This is a genomic window from Blautia aquisgranensis (genome assembly GCF_040096615.1).
Classification (GTDB): Bacteria; Bacillota; Clostridia; order Lachnospirales; family Lachnospiraceae; genus Blautia_A; species Blautia_A aquisgranensis.
In genome coordinates, this window is the sequence record NZ_JBBMEJ010000010.1 from 88,177 (window position 1) to 107,181 (window position 19,005).

The 19,005-nt window shown below is 44.3% G+C and carries 18 protein-coding genes and 1 riboswitch; all 18 genes read right to left on the bottom strand.

The features are described 5' to 3' along the window. Positions 1–1,248: a hypothetical protein gene (locus WMO28_RS09695; RefSeq protein ID WP_349056828.1), complete on the bottom strand. Its 1,248-nt coding sequence runs from the start codon at positions 1,246–1,248 to the stop codon at positions 1–3. Between the two features lie 16 nt (positions 1,249–1,264). Continuing rightward, positions 1,265–2,230, bottom strand: a complete 966-nt coding sequence (locus WMO28_RS09700; protein ID WP_349056829.1) for an oligopeptide/dipeptide ABC transporter ATP-binding protein — start codon at positions 2,228–2,230, stop codon at positions 1,265–1,267. After that, positions 2,223–3,008 (bottom strand): ATP-binding cassette domain-containing protein, encoded by a 786-nt coding sequence (locus tag WMO28_RS09705; protein ID WP_178643519.1) that lies wholly within the window; start codon positions 3,006–3,008, stop codon positions 2,223–2,225. The genes WMO28_RS09700 and WMO28_RS09705 overlap by 8 nt, the downstream gene beginning before the upstream one ends. 14 nt (positions 3,009–3,022) lie before the next feature. Further along, entirely contained in the window at positions 3,023–4,591 is a 1,569-nt protein-coding gene (locus tag WMO28_RS09710) for an ABC transporter substrate-binding protein (protein WP_178643517.1), read from the bottom strand. A 70-nt stretch (positions 4,592–4,661) separates the two neighbouring features. Then, on the bottom strand, positions 4,662–5,489 hold the full coding sequence (nikC, locus tag WMO28_RS09715; RefSeq protein WP_349056830.1) for a nickel transporter permease: 828 nt from the start codon (positions 5,487–5,489) through the stop codon (positions 4,662–4,664). Further along, complete coding sequence (gene nikB, locus WMO28_RS09720; RefSeq protein ID WP_349056831.1) at positions 5,490–6,428, bottom strand: nickel ABC transporter permease; 939 nt, start codon at positions 6,426–6,428, stop codon at positions 5,490–5,492. 189 nt (positions 6,429–6,617) lie between these two features. Beyond that, positions 6,618–6,804: riboswitch (cobalamin riboswitch) on the bottom strand. A gap of 269 nt (positions 6,805–7,073) precedes the next feature. Continuing rightward, on the bottom strand, positions 7,074–8,033 hold the full coding sequence (locus WMO28_RS09725) for a M14 family metallopeptidase (RefSeq protein ID WP_349056832.1): 960 nt from the start codon (positions 8,031–8,033) through the stop codon (positions 7,074–7,076). 136 nt (positions 8,034–8,169) lie between these two features. Beyond that, entirely contained in the window at positions 8,170–9,450 is a 1,281-nt protein-coding gene (hisIE, locus tag WMO28_RS09730; RefSeq protein ID WP_349056833.1) for a bifunctional phosphoribosyl-AMP cyclohydrolase/phosphoribosyl-ATP diphosphatase HisIE, read from the bottom strand. A gap of 15 nt (positions 9,451–9,465) precedes the next feature. Beyond that, entirely contained in the window at positions 9,466–10,053 is a 588-nt protein-coding gene (hisB, locus tag WMO28_RS09735; protein WP_178643507.1) for an imidazoleglycerol-phosphate dehydratase HisB, read from the bottom strand. Then, positions 10,053–11,363, bottom strand: a complete 1,311-nt coding sequence (hisD, locus tag WMO28_RS09740; RefSeq protein ID WP_178643505.1) for a histidinol dehydrogenase — start codon at positions 11,361–11,363, stop codon at positions 10,053–10,055. The genes hisB and hisD overlap by 1 nt, the downstream gene beginning before the upstream one ends. A 49-nt stretch (positions 11,364–11,412) precedes the next feature. After that, on the bottom strand, positions 11,413–12,051 hold the full coding sequence (gene hisG, locus WMO28_RS09745) for an ATP phosphoribosyltransferase (RefSeq protein ID WP_148447866.1): 639 nt from the start codon (positions 12,049–12,051) through the stop codon (positions 11,413–11,415). Next, on the bottom strand, positions 12,051–13,172 hold the full coding sequence (gene hisZ / locus WMO28_RS09750; RefSeq protein ID WP_349056834.1) for an ATP phosphoribosyltransferase regulatory subunit: 1,122 nt from the start codon (positions 13,170–13,172) through the stop codon (positions 12,051–12,053). Before hisZ ends, hisG begins: the two co-directional genes overlap by 1 nt. A gap of 111 nt (positions 13,173–13,283) precedes the next feature. After that, positions 13,284–13,817, bottom strand: a complete 534-nt coding sequence (locus WMO28_RS09755) for a Holliday junction resolvase RecU (protein WP_349056835.1) — start codon at positions 13,815–13,817, stop codon at positions 13,284–13,286. A 15-nt stretch (positions 13,818–13,832) separates the two neighbouring features. Then, entirely contained in the window at positions 13,833–14,390 is a 558-nt protein-coding gene (gene lepB, locus WMO28_RS09760) for a signal peptidase I (protein WP_349056836.1), read from the bottom strand. Next, the gene (locus tag WMO28_RS09765; protein ID WP_349056837.1) at positions 14,374–15,342 is read right to left on the bottom strand and encodes an RluA family pseudouridine synthase; all 969 of its coding nucleotides are present in this window, start codon (positions 15,340–15,342) and stop codon (positions 14,374–14,376) included. Before WMO28_RS09765 ends, lepB begins: the two co-directional genes overlap by 17 nt. A 12-nt stretch (positions 15,343–15,354) precedes the next feature. After that, positions 15,355–15,975: a hypothetical protein gene (locus WMO28_RS09770; RefSeq protein WP_349056838.1), complete on the bottom strand. Its 621-nt coding sequence runs from the start codon at positions 15,973–15,975 to the stop codon at positions 15,355–15,357. Further along, a complete protein-coding gene (locus WMO28_RS09775) occupies positions 15,938–17,902 on the bottom strand; it encodes a YgiQ family radical SAM protein (RefSeq protein ID WP_349056840.1) in 1,965 nt (654 codons plus the stop codon). Before WMO28_RS09775 ends, WMO28_RS09770 begins: the two co-directional genes overlap by 38 nt. Positions 17,903–17,966: 64 nt before the next feature. Then, positions 17,967–18,779 carry a GTP pyrophosphokinase family protein gene (locus WMO28_RS09780; RefSeq protein ID WP_178645509.1) on the bottom strand — a complete coding sequence of 271 codons (813 nt, stop codon included), beginning with the start codon at positions 18,777–18,779 and terminating at the stop codon, positions 17,967–17,969. Positions 18,780–19,005: the final 226 nt, after the last annotated feature.

Below are 19,005 nucleotides of genomic sequence, written 5' to 3' on the forward strand. Positions count from 1 at the left end.
TTAATTTTCAGTGATTCGCTTTTCTACATCCTCTACTTTATAAGCCTCTGTCAGTACTTTCAGCTTATCCGGTGTAGTATCTGTCGTATAAGCCTTGATCACTTCCATAAGATCTGCACAGCTGTATGCGTTCTCATAGATATCCTGTGTGTAACCGTAAAGCTCATTGAACGTATCCTTGTCGGATGCACTCCAGAAGCCCTGGTACAGACGAACCGTATTGGAATCTGCATCATCTGTATTCGCCTCAGGATATCCGCTCATGGCATTATACAGGATCGCAAATGCAGGGCCGCCCATGGATGCATATTTTCCTGCGACATAATCGATCTTTGGATTTTCAAAAGAATCTTCGGAATTTACAGCATCATGATTTTCCTGAGAAAAACAGTCAACAGTTCCAACCTTGATATTGGAGTTCTGTTCCTCTTCTTTTGAGGTGATCGTTTTCATGATCTCATCAACATTGAAGGTGCAGAGAACTGCATCATAATTACCGTCCACAAAAGCATGCTTCAGATTGTTGATTCCCTTAGGAGTTGTCATATAACCCGGGCAGATGGTAATACTGATATCATCTTTTCCGCTATCTACAACCGTTGTCTCTTCAGATGCTGCAAGCTTTTCTACATCTTCGGAATAACTTAATCCTTCTTTTTCTGCAAGTCCTTCCAGAACACCGATGCTTCTCTGAAGGTGCATGTAGTTTCCCACAGAAGCTCCGCCTGTAAGAACAATGTAGGAGCTGGTATCTGCATCTGCAAAATAATCTGCCATATTATATCCAGCTTCATAATCTGCCTTTGCATCCGGGCCTACACTGCCAAGAAAATAAAAGCTGTTTTTTACCTTCTCATAATCTTCATCGCTGATACTACCGGAACCCAGCACGTAATACATTTCTTCTTCATCACATGCTTCAACGATCTTCTGGATATCCTGTCCGTAAAAAGAAATGATTCCCTTTACTCCCTGCAGCTTCATCGCACGGATAAAAGCGATCTCGTCATCCGCAGAACTGATGCTGCCTGAAAAATAGAACTTTACCGGAAATCCCTGCTGGATATAATCCCTGTAATAGTTCATAAACATATTCATTTCCGGGCTGTCCTGGTTATATACCACAACTCCTATTGTATACTGGATATCCCCATCTTCTGCCCCGGCGGAAACTTTTTTTCCGCCCACAGCAAAAACAGCAAGCACTAAAAGCAAAAAGCCCAGAACTTTAAAAGTTTTCAATTTCATACTGTATTGCCTTTCTTTATTTCTCTGTTACATAATGGCAGGCCACTTCATGTCCCAGCTCCACTTCTTTGAGTACAGGACGTGTGGTTTTACATTTCTCCATACAATGCTCACAGCGGTTCTGGAACGGACATCCGTGCGGAACATCCAGAGGACTTGGTGCCTCACTTTCGATGCTCTCGATCTTTTTGTGCTGATCCATATGAATGGAAAACTGTGCACCGAGAAGTGCCTGTGTATAAGGATGCAGGGAATGCTCCGCAACATCCTCTCCCGGAATTACCTCTACGATATTTCCAAGATACATAACTGCGATCTGATGGGCAAAAGAACGGATCAATGCCAGGTCATGGCAGATAAACAGCATGCTGATATTTTTTTCCTTCTGGAGACGTACAAGAAGACGGATAACGGATTCCTGCACGGAAACATCAAGTGCGGATGTCGCCTCATCGCAGACCAGAATCTCCGGCTTCAGAGAAAGTGCTCTGGCGATGCTGATACGCTGTCTCTGTCCACCACTCATGTTATGCGGAAAACGATCTACAAAATCGCCCGGAAGCTCAACCATCTCAAGAAGCTCTCTGGCTTTCACCTCTTTCTCACTTCTTTTCAGTTTACCATAGTTGATAAGCGGCTCTGTGAGGATATCCACGATCTTCTTTTTCGGGTCAAAGGATGCCTGCGGATCCTGGAATACCATCTGCATGTTCTGGCGGTTCAGCCAGGTTTCTTTTTTGGAAAGATCTGCAAGATTTTTTCCATGGTAAAGGATCTCACCGCTGGTTGGCTTGTCCAGGGAAATGACCATGCGGACAAATGTTGATTTTCCACATCCACTTTCTCCTACGATTCCGAGGGTCTTTCCTTTATAAACATTTAAGTTTACATCATTGCAGGCTGTTAAGGTTCTTCCGCCGGATGCAGGGAACTGCTTAACGATATGTTTCGCACTGAGTACGATATCGGATTCTTTAAACATAGCGCTGTCCTCCCATCTCCGGAACTGCAGCCAGCAGTTTCTTGGTGTAATCACTTGTCGGATGATTCATGACCTCATCCCTTGTTCCCTGGTCTACAACCTTACCATGCTGCATAACCACCAGCTGATCTGCCATGTATGCAGCCACACCGATATTATGAGTAACAATGATGATACCGGTTCCGAAATCATCGCGAAGCTCCATCATCTGACGGACGATCTGTGCCTGTGTGGTAACATCCAGAGCACTGGTCGGCTCATCAGCCAGAAGAAGTTCCGGATTAAAGGTCATAGCCATCGCAATACCAACTCGCTGGCGCATACCACCGGAAAGCTGGTGCGGATAACTTTTCATGATATTTTCTGCGTCAGGAAGACGCATTTTCTGAAGCATGGTACATCCTTTTTTCCATGCCTCTGCTTTGGATACATCAGTATGTGTACAGATATACTCCACATACTGACTTCCGATTTTACGGATCGGATTCAGGGTTCCACCGCAGTCCTGGAAAATCATGGAAATGCGGGTACCTCTTAAATTTCTCCATTCATCCTTTGTATTGGAAAGCAGGGAATGTCCGTTAAACTGAATATCTCCGGCACTTACCCGGCCGCCCCCGGCAAGTGCGCCGAGAACAGCACGGATAACGGTTGTTTTTCCACTTCCACTCTCTCCTACCACACTAATGATCTCACCTTTTTTCATAGAAAGGTTGAAATGCTCAACAGTAGGTGTCTGCTTTCCATACCGGATTGAAAGATCCTTGATTTCAAGCATAAATAAGCGCTCCTTTACTCAGCAAGAGTGATATCCTTTGTCAGCCAGTAGTAATCCATCGGATACATCTTGACACCGGTTACCTTCTTGTTGGAGAAGAGGTAAGTTGTCTCATAACCAAAGAATACAGTTGCTGCATCGTCCATGATATCCTGCTGGATGTCAACGATCAGATCTTTTCTCTTGTCCTCATCGAAAGTCTGTGCAAGCTCATCGAGAAGCTTGTCTACATCCGGATTGTTGTAGCCGGCTGTGTTGTTTGCAGAAGAGCTGTACCAGTTCTCTCTTAAGTAGTTCTCAGGATCACCTGTATTTGCAACAAGTACGTTCCAGATAAGAAGGTCATACTGACCGGAATCTCTCATGTCAAGAAGTGTCTCGTAACTTACAGTGTTAAGGTTTACGTTGATACCGATCTCTTTCAGGCTGGCCTGTGCTGCCTGTGCATATACACCAAGCTCCGCACGGCTTGTATAAATAACGAAATCAAGAACAAGCGGATCTCCGTCCGGAGTCTCTACAAATCCGTCACCATCAACATCTTTGTATCCAGCCTCCTCAAGAATCTTCTTAGCGCCATCCGGATCATAAGCATTCTCATCATTCAGCTCATCAAAACCAAAATCAAGTGTTGGCGGAACCGGAGCTTTACCAGCTGTTGCGCCACCCTCAAGAAGAGTGTTACAGTATGTTTCTTTGTCAAGACCGCGAAGAAGTGCCTGGCGAAGTGCTTTGTCGCTGAGAGCACGTCCCTCACTCTGGTTCATAAATGCATATGTGGAACGAAGAGACTGAAGCTCCTGGATCTCATAGTTATCATTTCCCTCGAACTCTACCAGGTTCTCTGTTTTCAGGTTGTAAGCGATATCGATCTCGCCTGTCTGAAGAGCCATAGAACGTGTTGTCTGGTCATCAACACATTTCAGTGTAACTTTGTCAAGTGGGACTTCGCCATCCCAGTAATTCTCATTTTTTACTACAACACAGGAATCTGTCGGGCTGAAAGACTCTACTGCGTAAGGACCTGTACAGATTGGTCCCTCCATTGCAAATGTGGAGTCATCTACATTTGTATCAACGATCAGGAACAACGGGTCTGCAAGACATCCTGCCATGTTTGCATTGGCTCTGTTAAGATGGAACACAAGGTTCTGTCCGTCAACTTCGATACTGTCAAGATCAAAGAACTCTGGAACACGATCGCTCTTCTCAGCAGTACGCTCGATGGAAGCCTTAACCATCTCTGGTGTCATGTCATCTCCATTGGAGAATTTTACACCCTCACGAATCTTAAATGTCCATGTTTTTCCATCGTCACTGTTCTCCCACTCTTCTGCAAGACATGGAACGATCTCACCGTTTTCATCGAATTTTGTGAGGCACTCACCGATCGCATAACGGGAAACTACCCAGCTGAAATACTGCTCTGTCGGCTCCAGTGTATCTGCGAAGCTTGTTACTCCGATAGTGATCTCTTTATCACTGTTTTTGTCACCTTTCGCCTGAGCCATTGTTGTCATGGAAAAAGTCATCATGCATGCAAGTGTAGCAGCCAGCACTTTTTTTACTACGTTATTTCTCATTTCATCCTCCTAAAGATAAATACTAACTATTGGGTGTTGGTTTGTTACATAAAATTACGGTTTGGTTTATTTAATCCTGACGCGGATCCAGTACATCACGGATGCTGTCTCCAAGCATGTTGAAAACAACAACACAGATCACGATTGCGATACCAGGATAGATCATAAGCCATGGCGCTTTTGCCATGTAGGTTCTTCCTTCGTTAAGCATCAGTCCCCACTCCGGTGTCGGTGCTGTTGCACCAAATCCCAGGAATGAAAGGGAAGCCAGCTCCAGCATCATGGTTCCGATATCTGCTGCCGCAGTTACCACCATCTGTGTAACCATGTTCGGAAGAACGTGAACAAGAAGAATTTTCCATGTTTTCGTTCCGTTTACAACTGCTGCCTCTATATAAAGACTCTTCTTGACTTTTAAAACCATACTTCTTGCAAGACGGGCATACTTTGTCCAGCTTACAGCCGCGATGGAGATAACGGCATTCACAAGGTTCGGTCCAAGCATACCGGCAATGGCGATAGCCAGTACAAGACCCGGGAAGGAGATCATCATATCTGCGATACGCATGATAACTGCGTCAACAACGCCGCCGAAATATCCGGCGATGACTCCTAAAAATGTACCGATCACAAAAATCACTGCAACCAGGCATAAGGTCATGATAAGAGAAGTTCTTGTTCCGAAGATAACACGGGACAGAAGATCTCGGCCAAGCTTATCTGTTCCAAAAGGATGTGCAGAGCTTGGTTCCTGCAGTGATTCGGTCATAACTGCATCCAGCGGATCATACGGGGCAAGCTGCGGAGCAAAAATCGCAACGCCGATCACCACAAGACCCAGAATAAAGAAAAGAGTAAACTGCTTATTTTCTTTAAATACTTGTAATACCTTTTTCAATTATCTATCCTCCTTAAGTCTTGGATCGAGATAAGTATAGGACAGATCCACAAGCAGGTTAATGCACATGTAGAGAATTGCGATCCACAGTACATAGCCCTGTACAAGAGGATAGTCTCTGCAGGAAATAGCTTTTACAGCCATATTTCCCATTCCAGGCCAGTTGTAAATGATCTCTACAACTGCAGTACCTCCAAGAAGACTTCCAAGGGAAAGTCCCAGAAGCGTTACCAGCGGAAGCATTACATTCGGAAGAACATGCTTCCAGAGAATCACACTTTCTTTGATTCCACGCATTCTGGCACCAGTTACATAATCCTGATGAAGTTCCTCAAGCACAGCACTTCTTACCTGACGGGTATATTTCGCAGACATGGCAAGTGCAAGAGTCAGCGCCGGAAGGATCATGGATTTAAAATCGGTACTTCCTCCTGCTACATTGATCCATCGAAGCTGCACACCAAAAATACTGAGAAGAATAAGTCCCAGCCAGAAGCTTGGTACGGATACTCCGACGAAAGTGATACCTCTTACAAAATAGTCCGGGAATTTATTCTGATATACAGCTGCCAGAATTCCCAGTGGTATGGAAATGATGACCATCATAAGAAGTGCCAGAAGCGACATCTTAAGTGTTGGCCAGAAACAGGATACCAGCTTATCTGTTACCGGCATTTTGAAAGAATAGGACTGTCCCATATCTCCTGTAACAACACCTTTCAGCCAGGAACCATACTGTACAAGAAACGGCTGGTCAAGACCAAGCTCATGTCTCGTTTGCTCCAGAAGCTCCGGTGTCGGAAGATTACCACACTCTGTCAGCATGATCTCCGCAGGATCACCAGGTGACAGGTAGGTCAGTCCAAATGTGAAAAAGCTGATTCCAAATAATACGATGATGATCTGGAGAAATCTTTTTCCTACTTGTTTCTTTGTCACGTTTTACTCCTTTCCTCATTTGTTGCGATTTTTAACACAGCCGTTCTGTCGAAAAGTAAGTATCAGATCAGTAAATATAGGGGACTCTAATATGCAGAATTTGCATGAAAAATTAAGAAATACGCACAAAAAAAGCCCGTGACGAAATAACGGGCACAAAAAGCATGCTTCCTATCTTCCGTAAGAATCATTCCTGGACAATTGCAAGCAGGTCTCCTGACTAAGGCTCCTTACCCTCAGACACCTTCCCGGCTCTATTACGCGCACCAGGCCAGTGGCATTCATCTGAGGATTCCCCATTACAGTGACGGGATCGTACCGGATTTACACCGGTTTCCCTATTAATCCTTGCGGAACTTGCAACGACTGATATGAAAAATCAGCAAATGCTATTAAATTACGGATTTATTATATTATAGAGAATGTTTCCTGTCTATAGAAAAATGTTAATTTTTTTTAAATCTTTTAACTTTTTCGTTGAATTTTCGGAAATATACCTATACCCTGTTGGGTATTTTACATAAAATACAGATACCCCATTATGTATATTGCACAAAATATCCTGTCTGAGCAAAAAAGCCTATGTTTAACTGCGTTCAATTCTCAACAGAATTTCAAAGTTAAACATAGGTTTTTGGGTTAAGATCAGGTCAAAGTTTCTGTGATCGCGGCATATGCGATCATTGGACCGTCCTCGATAATATTTAAACTTGCTGTCTGATAAAGTACTACTCCATTCTCAGTAGCAATGGAAGTATAAAGAATGTTTCCATGATAATCTCTCAGCTCTCCTAAATCTTCTCCCTTGAAGAAATATTCACCCGGCTTCTTGGACGGATACCAGCATCCGGTATACGGCGCATATTCGTAAACAACATTCTCAAGAAGCATCTGACGATAATGTTTCAGACCGTGACATTTTTTTCCCTGAAGGTGAAGCACCAGATGGCGTACATCCCGCTTATCCTGTTCCACCTCTTCCCAGGTCCAATAGCTCTGCCCGCCACGTTCAATGAGAATACTAGGGATTCCAAGAGAAGCTGCGTAATTGTAAGCACCACCTGTCGCAGTTGTAGAGCGAACTACATATTTCACGCCAATGTGTCTTGCCATATGGAGGGAAGCATCTGCTGTTTCATCATCCACAACACCTACATAATATACATATGGATGCAGCTGTTCATATCCGTCACCACTGTGAAGATCAATATAATAATCTGTTATAGAAAAAAGCTTCGTTACCATTGTATGGGCGATACGGTCAGCAGCTGTTCCGTTCGGGTCTCCCGGGAATACACGGTTCAGATTCTTGCCATCCTCGTAAACCATACTCATGGTCCTGTGCTCAAATCCGCTGACATTGACAAGAGGAATCACGATCACATTTCCCTTCAGATCCTCTGGCTGAAACTCTTTAGCCAGTTCCATGGCAGCCTGAATTCCTACGTATTCCGCACTATGTACACCTGCTGTGATCAGAATCGTCGGTCCATCCTCCACTCCGCAGATCACAGTTGCCGGCATGCTCATGCCACCTCCTGTGATTTTGATCTCACCCTGTGCTTTCTCTCCCTTTTCTATCACCCAGTCATCAATTTTGATCATTGGCCGTTTTCCTTTCTTTTATCTCTGTATTTCCGCACTCATTTTGAGTAAGTATATCATGCCTAACCGAACTTGTACATGAAAACCTTCCAGAATTTCTCTGAATTCGCGAAAATACTTTTAAAAGGAACATTTTTTATCTCTTGGAAAGCTCACTGGTAATGTCTTCCCAGCTGACGCCCTTTTCTACCATAAGAACCATCATATGATAAAGAAAATCCGAAATCTCATATTTTACTTCTTCTTTATCCGGATTCTTAGCCGCAATGACGATCTCTGTGCATTCCTCTCCGACTTTTTTGAGGATCTTATCGATTCCCTTGTCAAAAAGATAACTCGTATAGGAACCTTCCTTCGGATTTTCCCTTCGGTCTGCGATCACATCGTATACCTTCTGGAATACATGAAGAGGATTGGTATCATTGTATTCCTTCTGCACCAGAGGCTTAAAGAAGCAGGTACGGTTTCCGGTATGGCAGGCAGCACCAATCTGATCCACCTTTGCAAGGATGGTGTCATTATCACAGTCAATAGTCAGAGATTTCACATACTGTACATGCCCGGAGGTCAGTCCCTTTGTCCAGAGTTCATTCCTGCTGCGGCTCCAGTAGGTCATTTTCCCAAGCTTCAGTGTGGTATTGAAAGCCAGCTCATTCATGTACGCCAGCATCAGTACTTCATCTGTCCGGTAATCCTGAACAATGACCGGAACCATTCCAGCACTGTTCAGCTTGAAGTCTGACCATGCAATATTACTTTTAAAGGTATTGACCGGGATTCCTGCTTTCTCACAGCTTTCTTTCAGTGCATGGAGATCAACTTCCATGCTGCTCACATATGCACCGCAGAGTCCGGAAACGGCCAGATCTTCCAGAAGCTTCATGATCTTATCGTTGGAGCTTTCATCTGTATGAAGAATAATCGGTATATTTGAGATCGCTGCAATTTCTCCCTGCAGTGTATCCAGTGCCAGGATACGGTCTGCATATTCTTCGATCAGCTGTTGATTCTCTGTGAATTCTTTAAAATCTGAAATGCTGATCACCATACGGTCTTTTCCGAAACGTCTGGATACCTCTTCCAGAAGTTCAATATTGCTTTCTTTTGAAAAATTCAGAACAACCCGGGCACATCCTGCATAGATCAGTTTCTTTACATCTTCCACACGTTTGATATTTCCGGCTGCGATCACTGGAATCTCCGCACTTTTACAGATATCACGGATTTTTCCGATGGCACGATCATGCTCTGCATCTGCCGAAGAAAAGTCAAAGACAAGAAGCTCATCTGCTCCGTTATCCCTGTAAAACTTTGCAAGGGTCTCTACATCACCGTCGCCGAAAAGATTTCTCTGTCCAAATCCTGTCACTGCCTTCTCAGAGTGAAGATACAGGCAGGGAATCAACTGTTTATTCATAACCTCTCCTTTGTATCAGAGACTTCCCTTTGTGGAAAGTACATCTGTGATTCGGGAATCATACTGTGTAGCCGCATCAAGAGCCTTTGCAAAGCTCTTAAACATAGCCTCTGCCACATGATGGCTGTTTCCGCCGGACAGAACCTTGATATGAAGGTTCATAGCAGCAGAGTAAGATACCGCATAGAAGAATTCTTTTACCATCTCCGTTGCCATATCTCCCATCTTCTCTGTGGAAAATTCAGCATCCCATCCAAGATACGGTCTGCCGGAAAGGTCTACCGCACAAAGTACCAGTACCTCATCCATAGGAAGAATACAGCTGCCGTAACGTTTAATACCTTTTTTATCGCCCACAGCTTCCCGGATCGCATTTCCAAGAACAATACCTGTATCCTCTATGGTATGATGATCGTCCACATGCAGATCTCCGTTAACTTTCAGATCAAGATCATAAAGGCCATGGCGGGTAAAACCATCCAGCATGTGATCGAAAAATCCGATTCCTGTCTCAATGTCAGAAGTTCCGGTTCCGTCAATATTTAATTTCAGCCTGATCTGGGTTTCTTTTGTATTTCTCTCAATCAATGCTTCTCTTGGCATCAGTCGTTCTCCTTATCCTCGTCCTCGAAACGAACAGCAATGGAATTCGCATGTGCAGTCAGCTGCTCAGATGTGGCAAACTGAACAATATCCTTGTGAATCTTTTTCAGTGCTTCTCTGGAATAGTATACAATGCTGGACTTTTTAATAAAATCATCTACAGAAAGTGCGGAGAAAAATTTCGCAGTTCCGTTGGTCGGAAGTACATGGTTCGGTCCTGCAAAGTAATCTCCCAGCGGTTCAGAGCTGTACTGACCGATAAAAATAGCACCTGCATTCCGTACCTTCATCATATCCTCAAATGGATTCTTCGTAACAATCTCCATATGCTCAGAAGCGATCTCATTGGCAGCCTCGATCGCCTCATCCATATCCTCTGCGATCAGGATATAGCCAAAATTCTCCAGAGATTTCTCAATGATCGCTTTTCGGGAAAGCTTCTCCACGAAGCCTTTTACTTCTGCATCTACCTGATCTGCAAATTCCTCACTTGTGGTGATCAGGATCGCTGATGCCATCTCATCATGCTCAGCCTGGGAAAGAAGATCCGCTGCAATATAATGCGGATTTGCTGTCTCATCTGCAAGAACCAGAATCTCACTTGGACCTGCAATGGAATCAATGCTTACGTGACCGTAAACTGCTTTTTTTGCCAGGGCAACAAAAATATTTCCCGGACCTACGATCTTATCAACTTTCTGAATGCTCTCCGTTCCATATGCAAGCGCACCGATTGCCTGTGCACCTCCGACCTTGTAGATCTCATCTGCACCAGCCTCATTGGCAGCTACCAGTGTACTTGGATTCACTTTGCCGTCTTTTCCAGGAGGTGTTGTCATGACGATCCGGTCAACACCTGCCACTTTGGCCGGTACGATGTTCATCAGAACAGAAGATGGATACACTGCTTTTCCACCCGGAACATAAACACCAACCCGGTTCAGTGCTGTTACCTTCTGTCCAAGCATGGTTCCGTCTGTTGTGCTTGTAAACCAGCTGTTCTGAAGCTGTTTCTCATGGAAGCTCCGGATATTGACAAGTGCCTTGCGGATCACATCGATCAGGGATGGATCAACCAGAGTATAAGCCTCATCGATCTCCTCCTGTGTGACACGGATCGTTTCTTTTGTTACTTCAACTTTATCAAACTCTTTTGTATACTCAAAGAGTGCTGCATCTCCCTCGGCTCTTACCTTTGTGAGGATATCAGCTACTGCATCTTCAAATTTGCCGTAATTATTCGGACTTCTCTTTAAAAGATTCTCCAGAATATCTTTTGTGGATTCTTTGGTCAGTTTTACCTTACGCATAATAAATCTCTGCCTTCTTTCTGTATTTGATCCTCCGTATGATAGGAGATTATTTTACCACATTTCGAAGCTCTGTGATCAGCTTGCGGATACGCTCATCTTCCATCTTCATGCTCACCTGGTTGACTACCATGCGTGCAGACAGCGGGCAGACCTCTTCCAGAACCTTCAGACCATTTTCACGAAGCGTACTTCCTGTTTCCACGATATCCACGATCACCTCGGAAAGCCCTACGATAGGCGCCAGCTCAATGGAACCGTTCAGCTTGATGATCTCAACAGTCTGGTGCTTTTTATTATAGAAATAATCTTTGGCAATGTTCGGATATTTGGTTGCCACACGGATCAGCTGATTGTTGTTAAGAACCTCTCTTGCACTCTCCGGTCCGCATACACACATGCGGCAGGCTCCGAATCCAAGATCCATGACCTCGTAAAGTTTACGTCCTTCCTCCAAGATCGTATCTTTACCTACAATACCGATATCTGCTGCACCATACTCAACATAGGTTGGTACATCCGGTCCTTTTGCAAGGAAAAATTTCAGTTTCAGTTCCTCGTTGGTAAAAATAAGCTTACGGGAATCCTTGTCGCGCATCTCTTCACATGTGATTCCGATCTTCTCAAACATATCCAGTGTCTTATTAGCCAGACGCCCTTTTGTGAGGGCAAATGTAAGATATCTCATCAGTCCTGCTCCTCCTTTGCCTGGCGTAATGCCACATTTTTCCCTTCGCTTCGAAGCTTCATTGCTTCTTCGATGGCTTCCTTCAGTTCATCTTTTCCATATGTGATCACGACGGTTTTGCCTTCAGCCGGAACAGAAATCTTCTGTCTGGAAAGCGCAAGCATCAGGTTATCCACCACAATAGCAAAACCGATAGAAGAAGCCGGTTTACCGAAATGCTTCATCAGCTCATTGTAACGACCACCTTTGATCAGAGGTTCGCCGGTTCCATATGTATAAGCCTGGAAAATAATTCCTGTATAATAGCGGAATTTACTGAGCATACCGAAATCAAAAGCAATATATTTCTCGCAGCCATAAATCTTCAGTATCTCATAGATTTCTTCCAGACGCTTGACAGCTGCCAGTGCCTCCGGATTGGTGGTAAGCTTTCTGGCCTTTTCAAGAACCTCAGCGGAACCAAACATCTGTGGAAGCTCTGCAAAAACTTCGGAAAGGCTCTCACCTAAATTCTGTCCCTTAAGAAGCTCCTCCACACCAAAATAATTCTTCTGTGAGATCAGTTCACGAAGATGTTCTTCCATCTCCGGTTCCAGATCAGCCTCAGCAAGAAGAGACTTGTAATAGTCTACCTGTCCCACACTGACCTGAAATTCCGTAAGGCCTGCTGCCTTCAGACATTCTACAGTCATGGCAAGAATCTCTGCATCTGCTGCTGCGGAATCATCGCCGATATGTTCCACACCCATCTGGGTGCTCTCTTTCATCTGACCTCTGTAACTGGAATTATTGATAAAAGTATTTCCGGTATAGCAGAGACTCACCGGTCCGTTCTCCGGATCAAAATAAGTTGCACACGCTCTGGAAACAGACGGTGTGAAGTCCGGTCTGAGGACAAGTGTATTACCCTCTCTGTCAAAAAATTTATAAAGATCCTTGGATGGAATCGTTCCGACTTCATTGCTGAAAACTTCAAAATATTCAAAACCTGGTGTCTCTATATCTTCATATCCATATCTTGAAAACACCTGGTGCAGCTCCTTCTGGAGCCGTTTCTTGCGGCTGCATTCCTCTCCATAAATGTCCCGCACACCTTCAGGTGTATGAAAAATACGCTGCATGATGATCTCCTCCGTAAAACATTTTGAAATTCCATGTGGTTTACTTTAGTTCGCTACCATGCTACCACAGGAAAAACTTAAATTAGATTATATAGGAAACTTTTCCAAAAGTCAATCCCGTAATTGCAGATCTTTCTGGACTCCCTCCAGATAAGGTACCAGAAACCCACTTCTCCCGGGGAGATAAAATTCATCATCCAGCTCTTCCCTGCGAAAACTTTTTCTTCCGCCTGCTTCCATCCGGTTCCAGAATTCCTTCAGTTTACGAAGGGTAAGATAGTAAAAAACATTGTCTGCGCTGAAATAGATCAGAAAAAAAGCAATCCCCTTCTGCTTTTCAAACTCTTCCATAAAAGCTACCTGGTGAGGATGAATGTTCGCAAGGGGAAAGGTCTTTACACAGCATTCCTTTGCATCGAAGCAGACAGGAATGCCCTGTACTGCTCCGATGTAGTCTACTGTACTTTTCTGTTCAAAATAGGCCAGTGTAATGTGACGGCTGTTCTTGTCCATTTTCACCGGCGTGATGGGGGTTGGAATCTTCTGGATCAGGGCCAGGCCTTTTTCACGGTACTGGTCATTGGTACGGTTGATCAGCTCCTCAAGTGTGGAACCTCTTAGTCCTCTGCTGTTCCATGTTGCCATAACTTAGCCCGCCTTCTAATTCAGTAATTTGATCGATGGGAAATATCGTATCTCTGCTTTTCCAACGATCTGGTCAAACCGCACAAAGGTATTTTCCCAGTACCTGGAATCCTTGGAATTGTTCCGGTTATCACCCATCATAAAATAGCAGTCCTCCGGAACCTCATATGGGCCAAAGCTTCCAAACGGCGTTTCCGCCACAAAAGAATCATCCAGCGGAGTCTCCGAATCATTAATATAAACTTTACCGTTTTTGATCTCCACCTTGTCTCCCGGGAGACCAATGATTCGTTTGATGAAAAGCTGGGATTCATCATCCGGATACTTGAAGATCACAATGTCAAAACGCTCCGGATCTTTCCATTTCTTGGAAATCTCATTTCCGAACAGATCCATATTAAAACCATAGGCCAGCCGGAAACCAAAGATACGGTCGCCTGTCATGATCGTATTCTCCATAGATTCAGACGGAATCTTCGCATTGATCAGCACCACATTGTTAATAACCAGGACTACGACCACCACAATGATGATCATCTTCACATAATCCCATATTTCATTCCAGATTTTCATAATAGCTTTCCTCCAACTGTTCCTTTTTTAATACTTCAAGAAAGATCTCCGGTACCGGTGCTGTAAAAGCTTTTCCCGTAAGATATGAAAGTGTACCCTTCACGGCCGGAAATTCCATACGGAAAGAATGAAGTAGCTGGCTTTTCACTCTTCCGGCTGTTTTTCCATATTTGGGATCTCCGATGATCGGATGACCTTCTGAAGCGAGATGTGCACGGATCTGATGTGCACGGCCGGTAATCAGCTCCACCTTCAGAAGCGTCCTTTTTCCATTATCTCCCAATGGAAAATATCTCGTCTCTATGGGCAGCGCGCCTTCTCTTTCTTCTTTATGTATCGTTACTTTATTGCTTTTTTTATCTTTCGTCAGATGTCCCCGGATATGTTTTTCCTGCTTCAGAACCCCTTCCACAAGGCACAGATAATACTTATGCAGGTTTCTTGATTTAAACATATCCGAAAGCTCCTGAAGCCCTGCAAGACTTTTTCCTGCGGCAATAAGGCCACTGGTGTTCCGGTCCAGACGATTGCACACAGATGGCCGGAATGTTCTGAGATCATCTTCCGTAAGGCTTCCACTGTCCAGAAGATATCCCGTCAGATATTCCACCAGCGACGGAGTTCCGTCATCTGCAGGCTGGGAAAGCATTCCAGCAGGTTTATTGATCAGCAGGATATTCTCATCCTCATAGATGATATCCAACGAATGCTTCGCTCTCGGTGCCGGAATACTTCCGCTGAATTTCTCAAAGGTTTCATCACTCAAAAATAATTTCACATGATCTCCTGAGATCAGCTTCTCATTTCCGGTTGCTTTCTTTCCATTCAAAGTGATATTTTTCTTACGCATCATTTTATAAAAAAAGCTCTTCGGTGCTTCTCTGAGAAGCTTCGCCAGATATTTGTCAAAACGCTGTCCGGCCTCGTTATCGTTAATGATAAATTCTTTCATTATATAATGCTCCTACAGACAGATTGCCAGGATCGTATGCTTGATCAGCTCTTCCCTGGAAAGCTCCGGATAGCGGTCATCCGGTGTAAATTTAATTCCGCTTCTTAAAGATTCCTTATGCTCATTCATAGAATCCAGACGTTCCAGATATGGTTTCAGGTCTTTCAGGATCTTCACATCAACCTTATAGCCGTTTTTGCGTACGATCTTCTGAGACTGTTCTGCCAGATATGCGATATCAGCCTTCGGATCACTGGTATAGCCTACCACCGTATTTCCGCATACGGCAACCGCATCCAGATAACCGCTCTTTTCATAAAAGGTCATATACATCTCATAGGACATCACCAGATCTTTGGCATGCTCCCGGATCTCCCGGTAAAGTTTCTCATCCATGGGATGGCGCATCAGGATCATGATCAGGCTTACCATGGACTTACAGCCCGGAAGACAGCCCACTACTGTCAGCACTGTCCATACGGTCATTCGCGTACCATTAACCGCCCATGCTGTAAAAAAGATGATAAGAGGCAGGGAAAAAAGGCCTGCAGTGATCAGAAGGCGTCTCTTTTTTTCACTGCTGAAATAGCCGAAATCACCTTTTTTTATTTTTGTTTTTTTTGTATTTTTCATGTGTGGAACTCCTTACCTGTGTTTTTGGTGCCTGTTTTGAAAAATGACCGGTATTTTTTCCCGATGCCTTTCTGCTATTTGCGTTACCGGAACGTTTTCCTGAAGTTCTGCCGTCCTCATTTTTGCCCCGAAGCTCTCTTGGGCGAATCAGGCATTTCGGTCCGAATCCTACCAGATCCATCCGCCCGGTCATCTTAAGTCCTTCCAGCACCAGCTCACGGTTCTCCGGATTTTTATATTGCATCAGAGCACGCTGTATCGCTTTTTCATGTGGGTTCTTCGGTACATAGACCTTTTCGCCTGTAAGGGGATGAATTCCCGTATAGTACATACAGGTAGACAGTGTTGATGGCGTCGGATAAAAATCCTGTACCTGTTCCGGCGTAAATCCAAGATCCCGCACATATTCCGCAAGCTTCACAGCCTCCTTCATCGTACAGCCCGGATGAGACGACATAAAATATGGAACTGCATACTGTTGCTTCCCTGTTCTGGCGTTAGCTTTTTCGTATTCTTTAAGAAATCCCTCATATACGGCATGCTTCGGTTTTCCCATGTATTTGAGAACTTCATCGGAAACATGCTCCGGGGCCACTCTCAGCTGTCCGCTTACATGATATTTCACAAGTTCATTGAGAAAAGTCTTATCCGGGTCTGCCATGAGATAATCAAAACGGATTCCGGAGCGTACAAAAACTTTCTTGACTTTCGGAAGATTTCGGACTTTCCGGAGAAGCTGAAGATAATCTTTATGATCAACGTTAAGATTCTTACAGGGAGATGGAAACAGGCACTGCCTGTCCTTACATACGCCCTTTGTAAGCTGCTTTTTACAGGAAGGATGACGAAAATCAGCGGTAGGTCCTCCTACATCGTGGATATATCCTTTAAAATCCGGATCTTCCGTCATCCGCGCAGCTTCTTTCAGAATGGATTCATGACTTCTGGTCTGAAGGATCCGTCCCTGATGAAAGGTCAGCGCACAGAAATTGCAGCTTCCGAAGCAGCCTCTGTTGCTGGTCAGGCTGAATTTGATCTCCTTCAGTGCCGGAATTCCGCCATCTTTCTGATACATTGGATGATACTGTCCTGTATAGGGAAGATCATACACATCATCCATTTCTGTCTCCGACAGCGGTAGAGCTGGCGGATTCTGTATCACATATCCACGGTTCCCATAGGATTCCGCCAGAGGCTTCGCTGTAAAAGGATCTGTATTCCGATACTGCGTTGCAAAGCTGTCCGCATAAGCCTTTTTATCTGTCTGCACCTGATCAAAATCCGGAAGGATCAAAGGTTCATAAACTCTGCCAATATCATGACTTTTAAAAACGGTTCCTGCCACATATGTGATCTCCTGAACCGGAATTCCGCTCTGCAATGCTTCTGCGATCTCGAGGATAGAGTGTTCACCCATTCCATACGAGATCAGATCTGCGCCGGAATCAATCAGTATGCTGTGCTTAACCTTATTTTCCCAGTAATCATAATGAGCCAGTCGGCGAAGACTCGCCTCAATTCCGCCGAGAATGATCGGTGTATGCTTATAAATCTGACGAATCAGATTACTGTAAACTACACAGGCCCGATCTGGTCTTAGTCCCATCTTCCCGCCCGGAGAATAGGCATCTGTGCTTCGATGTTTCCTGGAAACTGTATAGTGATTCACCATGGAATCCATGTTTCCGGCTGTAACAAGAAAACCCAGGCGTGGTTCCCCGAACACCTGGATACTCTCTTTTTTTCGCCAGTCCGGCTGAGGGATCATGCCAACACGATAGCCTCTGCTTTCCAGAAGCCGTCCGATGATGGCAGATCCAAAAGAGGGATGATCTACATAGGCATCGCCTGTCACATAGACAAAATCAACCTCTTCCCAGCCTCTTGACTCCATATCTTCCCTTGTAACCGGTAAAAAATCCTGCATTTATAATTCCTCATATGTATGTATATTTTCAGATTTCTGAATGGTTAATACCGCTGTGAAATGCTCACATACTGTGATGTACAGCCTGCGCGCGATAACCTTCGGCAATGATATCCAGCTGTCTGTGGAATCTCTCCAGCTGCCGGAGATCCTTGGTCTTGAATACCCGCAGAAACTCATCCTGGATCTTGCTGACCTCCCGCTCGCTGGAAACGCGATAAAGATTCTCAATATTATTCAGGATATCTTTCACCAGATTAGACTGCATCTGTGATGAGTTCTGTGCATCCATGATCTCATTCCGGACAGAAGACATCTCATGATCCAGAGAGATGATCGCATCCGAAGCCTTGCTGAGACGTTCTGCCACATGAGGCGGCATGTCGCCTTTATATTTGTACTGCAGAGAATGCTCAATCGTTGCCCAGAAATTCATTGCCATGGTACGGATTTGAATCTCTACCTGCAGCTTCTTGGGTCCATCGATCGTCTCTACGGTATAATAAAGTATCATGTGATAGCTTCGATATCCGCTCTGCTTGATATGTGTCAGATAATTTTTCTCACTCTTGACCTCCATATCTGTTCTTCGACGGATAATCGCTGCTACAGTATCAATATCTTCCTCAAACTGGCAGATGATCCTTACACCTGCCAGATCCTCCACTTCGGTCTCCATCTGTTCGATCGGAATATGCTTGCGCTGCATCTTCTCCAGAATACTGGAGACACTTTTTACTCTTCCACTGACCTGCTCAATGGGCGAATAGCGATCATTTTCACGATACTCTTCTATCATATGTTCAAATTTGACTGTCAGTTCCTTGACAGCCAGCTCGTAAGGGCATAGGATACTTCTCCATAACTGTATTTCCATGTTGCTCGCTCCTTATAATCTGCTGTCAGCCGTATTTTGTCCCTGTTGACAGCGGCATACATTTTTTATTATAACATATGTTTCGAAAAAATAGGGATTCTTTATAATTTTTTTATTAAAAAATCATAGAAAAATTTTCTTATTGTGTGATGCATCCACAAATCTATATATATGCAGGGGGCCGTATTTTATGAATATTTTTATATCATTTATTTTTCATAAAGCA

Coding starts and splice junctions, on each gene's coding strand:
- WMO28_RS09695 (WP_349056828.1), bottom strand. CDS start 1,248: ATGAAATTGAAAACTTTTAAAGTTCTGGGCTTTTTGCTTTTAGTGCTT.
- WMO28_RS09770 (WP_349056838.1), bottom strand. CDS start 15,975: ATGAAAAATACAAAAAAAACAAAAATAAAAAAAGGTGATTTCGGCTAT.
- hisIE (WP_349056833.1), bottom strand. CDS start 9,450: ATGAATAAACAGTTGATTCCCTGCCTGTATCTTCACTCTGAGAAGGCA.
- WMO28_RS09780 (WP_178645509.1), bottom strand. CDS start 18,779: ATGGAAATACAGTTATGGAGAAGTATCCTATGCCCTTACGAGCTGGCT.
- hisD (WP_178643505.1), bottom strand. CDS start 11,363: ATGCGTAAGGTAAAACTGACCAAAGAATCCACAAAAGATATTCTGGAG.
- WMO28_RS09725 (WP_349056832.1), bottom strand. CDS start 8,033: ATGATCAAAATTGATGACTGGGTGATAGAAAAGGGAGAGAAAGCACAG.
- WMO28_RS09755 (WP_349056835.1), bottom strand. CDS start 13,817: ATGGCAACATGGAACAGCAGAGGACTAAGAGGTTCCACACTTGAGGAG.
- WMO28_RS09765 (WP_349056837.1), bottom strand. CDS start 15,342: ATGAAAGAATTTATCATTAACGATAACGAGGCCGGACAGCGTTTTGAC.
- WMO28_RS09705 (WP_178643519.1), bottom strand. CDS start 3,008: ATGCTTGAAATCAAGGATCTTTCAATCCGGTATGGAAAGCAGACACCT.
- WMO28_RS09775 (WP_349056840.1), bottom strand. CDS start 17,902: ATGCAGGATTTTTTACCGGTTACAAGGGAAGATATGGAGTCAAGAGGC.
- lepB (WP_349056836.1), bottom strand. CDS start 14,390: ATGAAAATCTGGAATGAAATATGGGATTATGTGAAGATGATCATCATT.
- hisB (WP_178643507.1), bottom strand. CDS start 10,053: ATGCCAAGAGAAGCATTGATTGAGAGAAATACAAAAGAAACCCAGATC.
- hisZ (WP_349056834.1), bottom strand. CDS start 13,172: ATGCAGCGTATTTTTCATACACCTGAAGGTGTGCGGGACATTTATGGA.
- WMO28_RS09700 (WP_349056829.1), bottom strand. CDS start 2,230: ATGTTTAAAGAATCCGATATCGTACTCAGTGCGAAACATATCGTTAAG.
- hisG (WP_148447866.1), bottom strand. CDS start 12,051: ATGAGATATCTTACATTTGCCCTCACAAAAGGGCGTCTGGCTAATAAG.
- WMO28_RS09710 (WP_178643517.1), bottom strand. CDS start 4,591: ATGAGAAATAACGTAGTAAAAAAAGTGCTGGCTGCTACACTTGCATGC.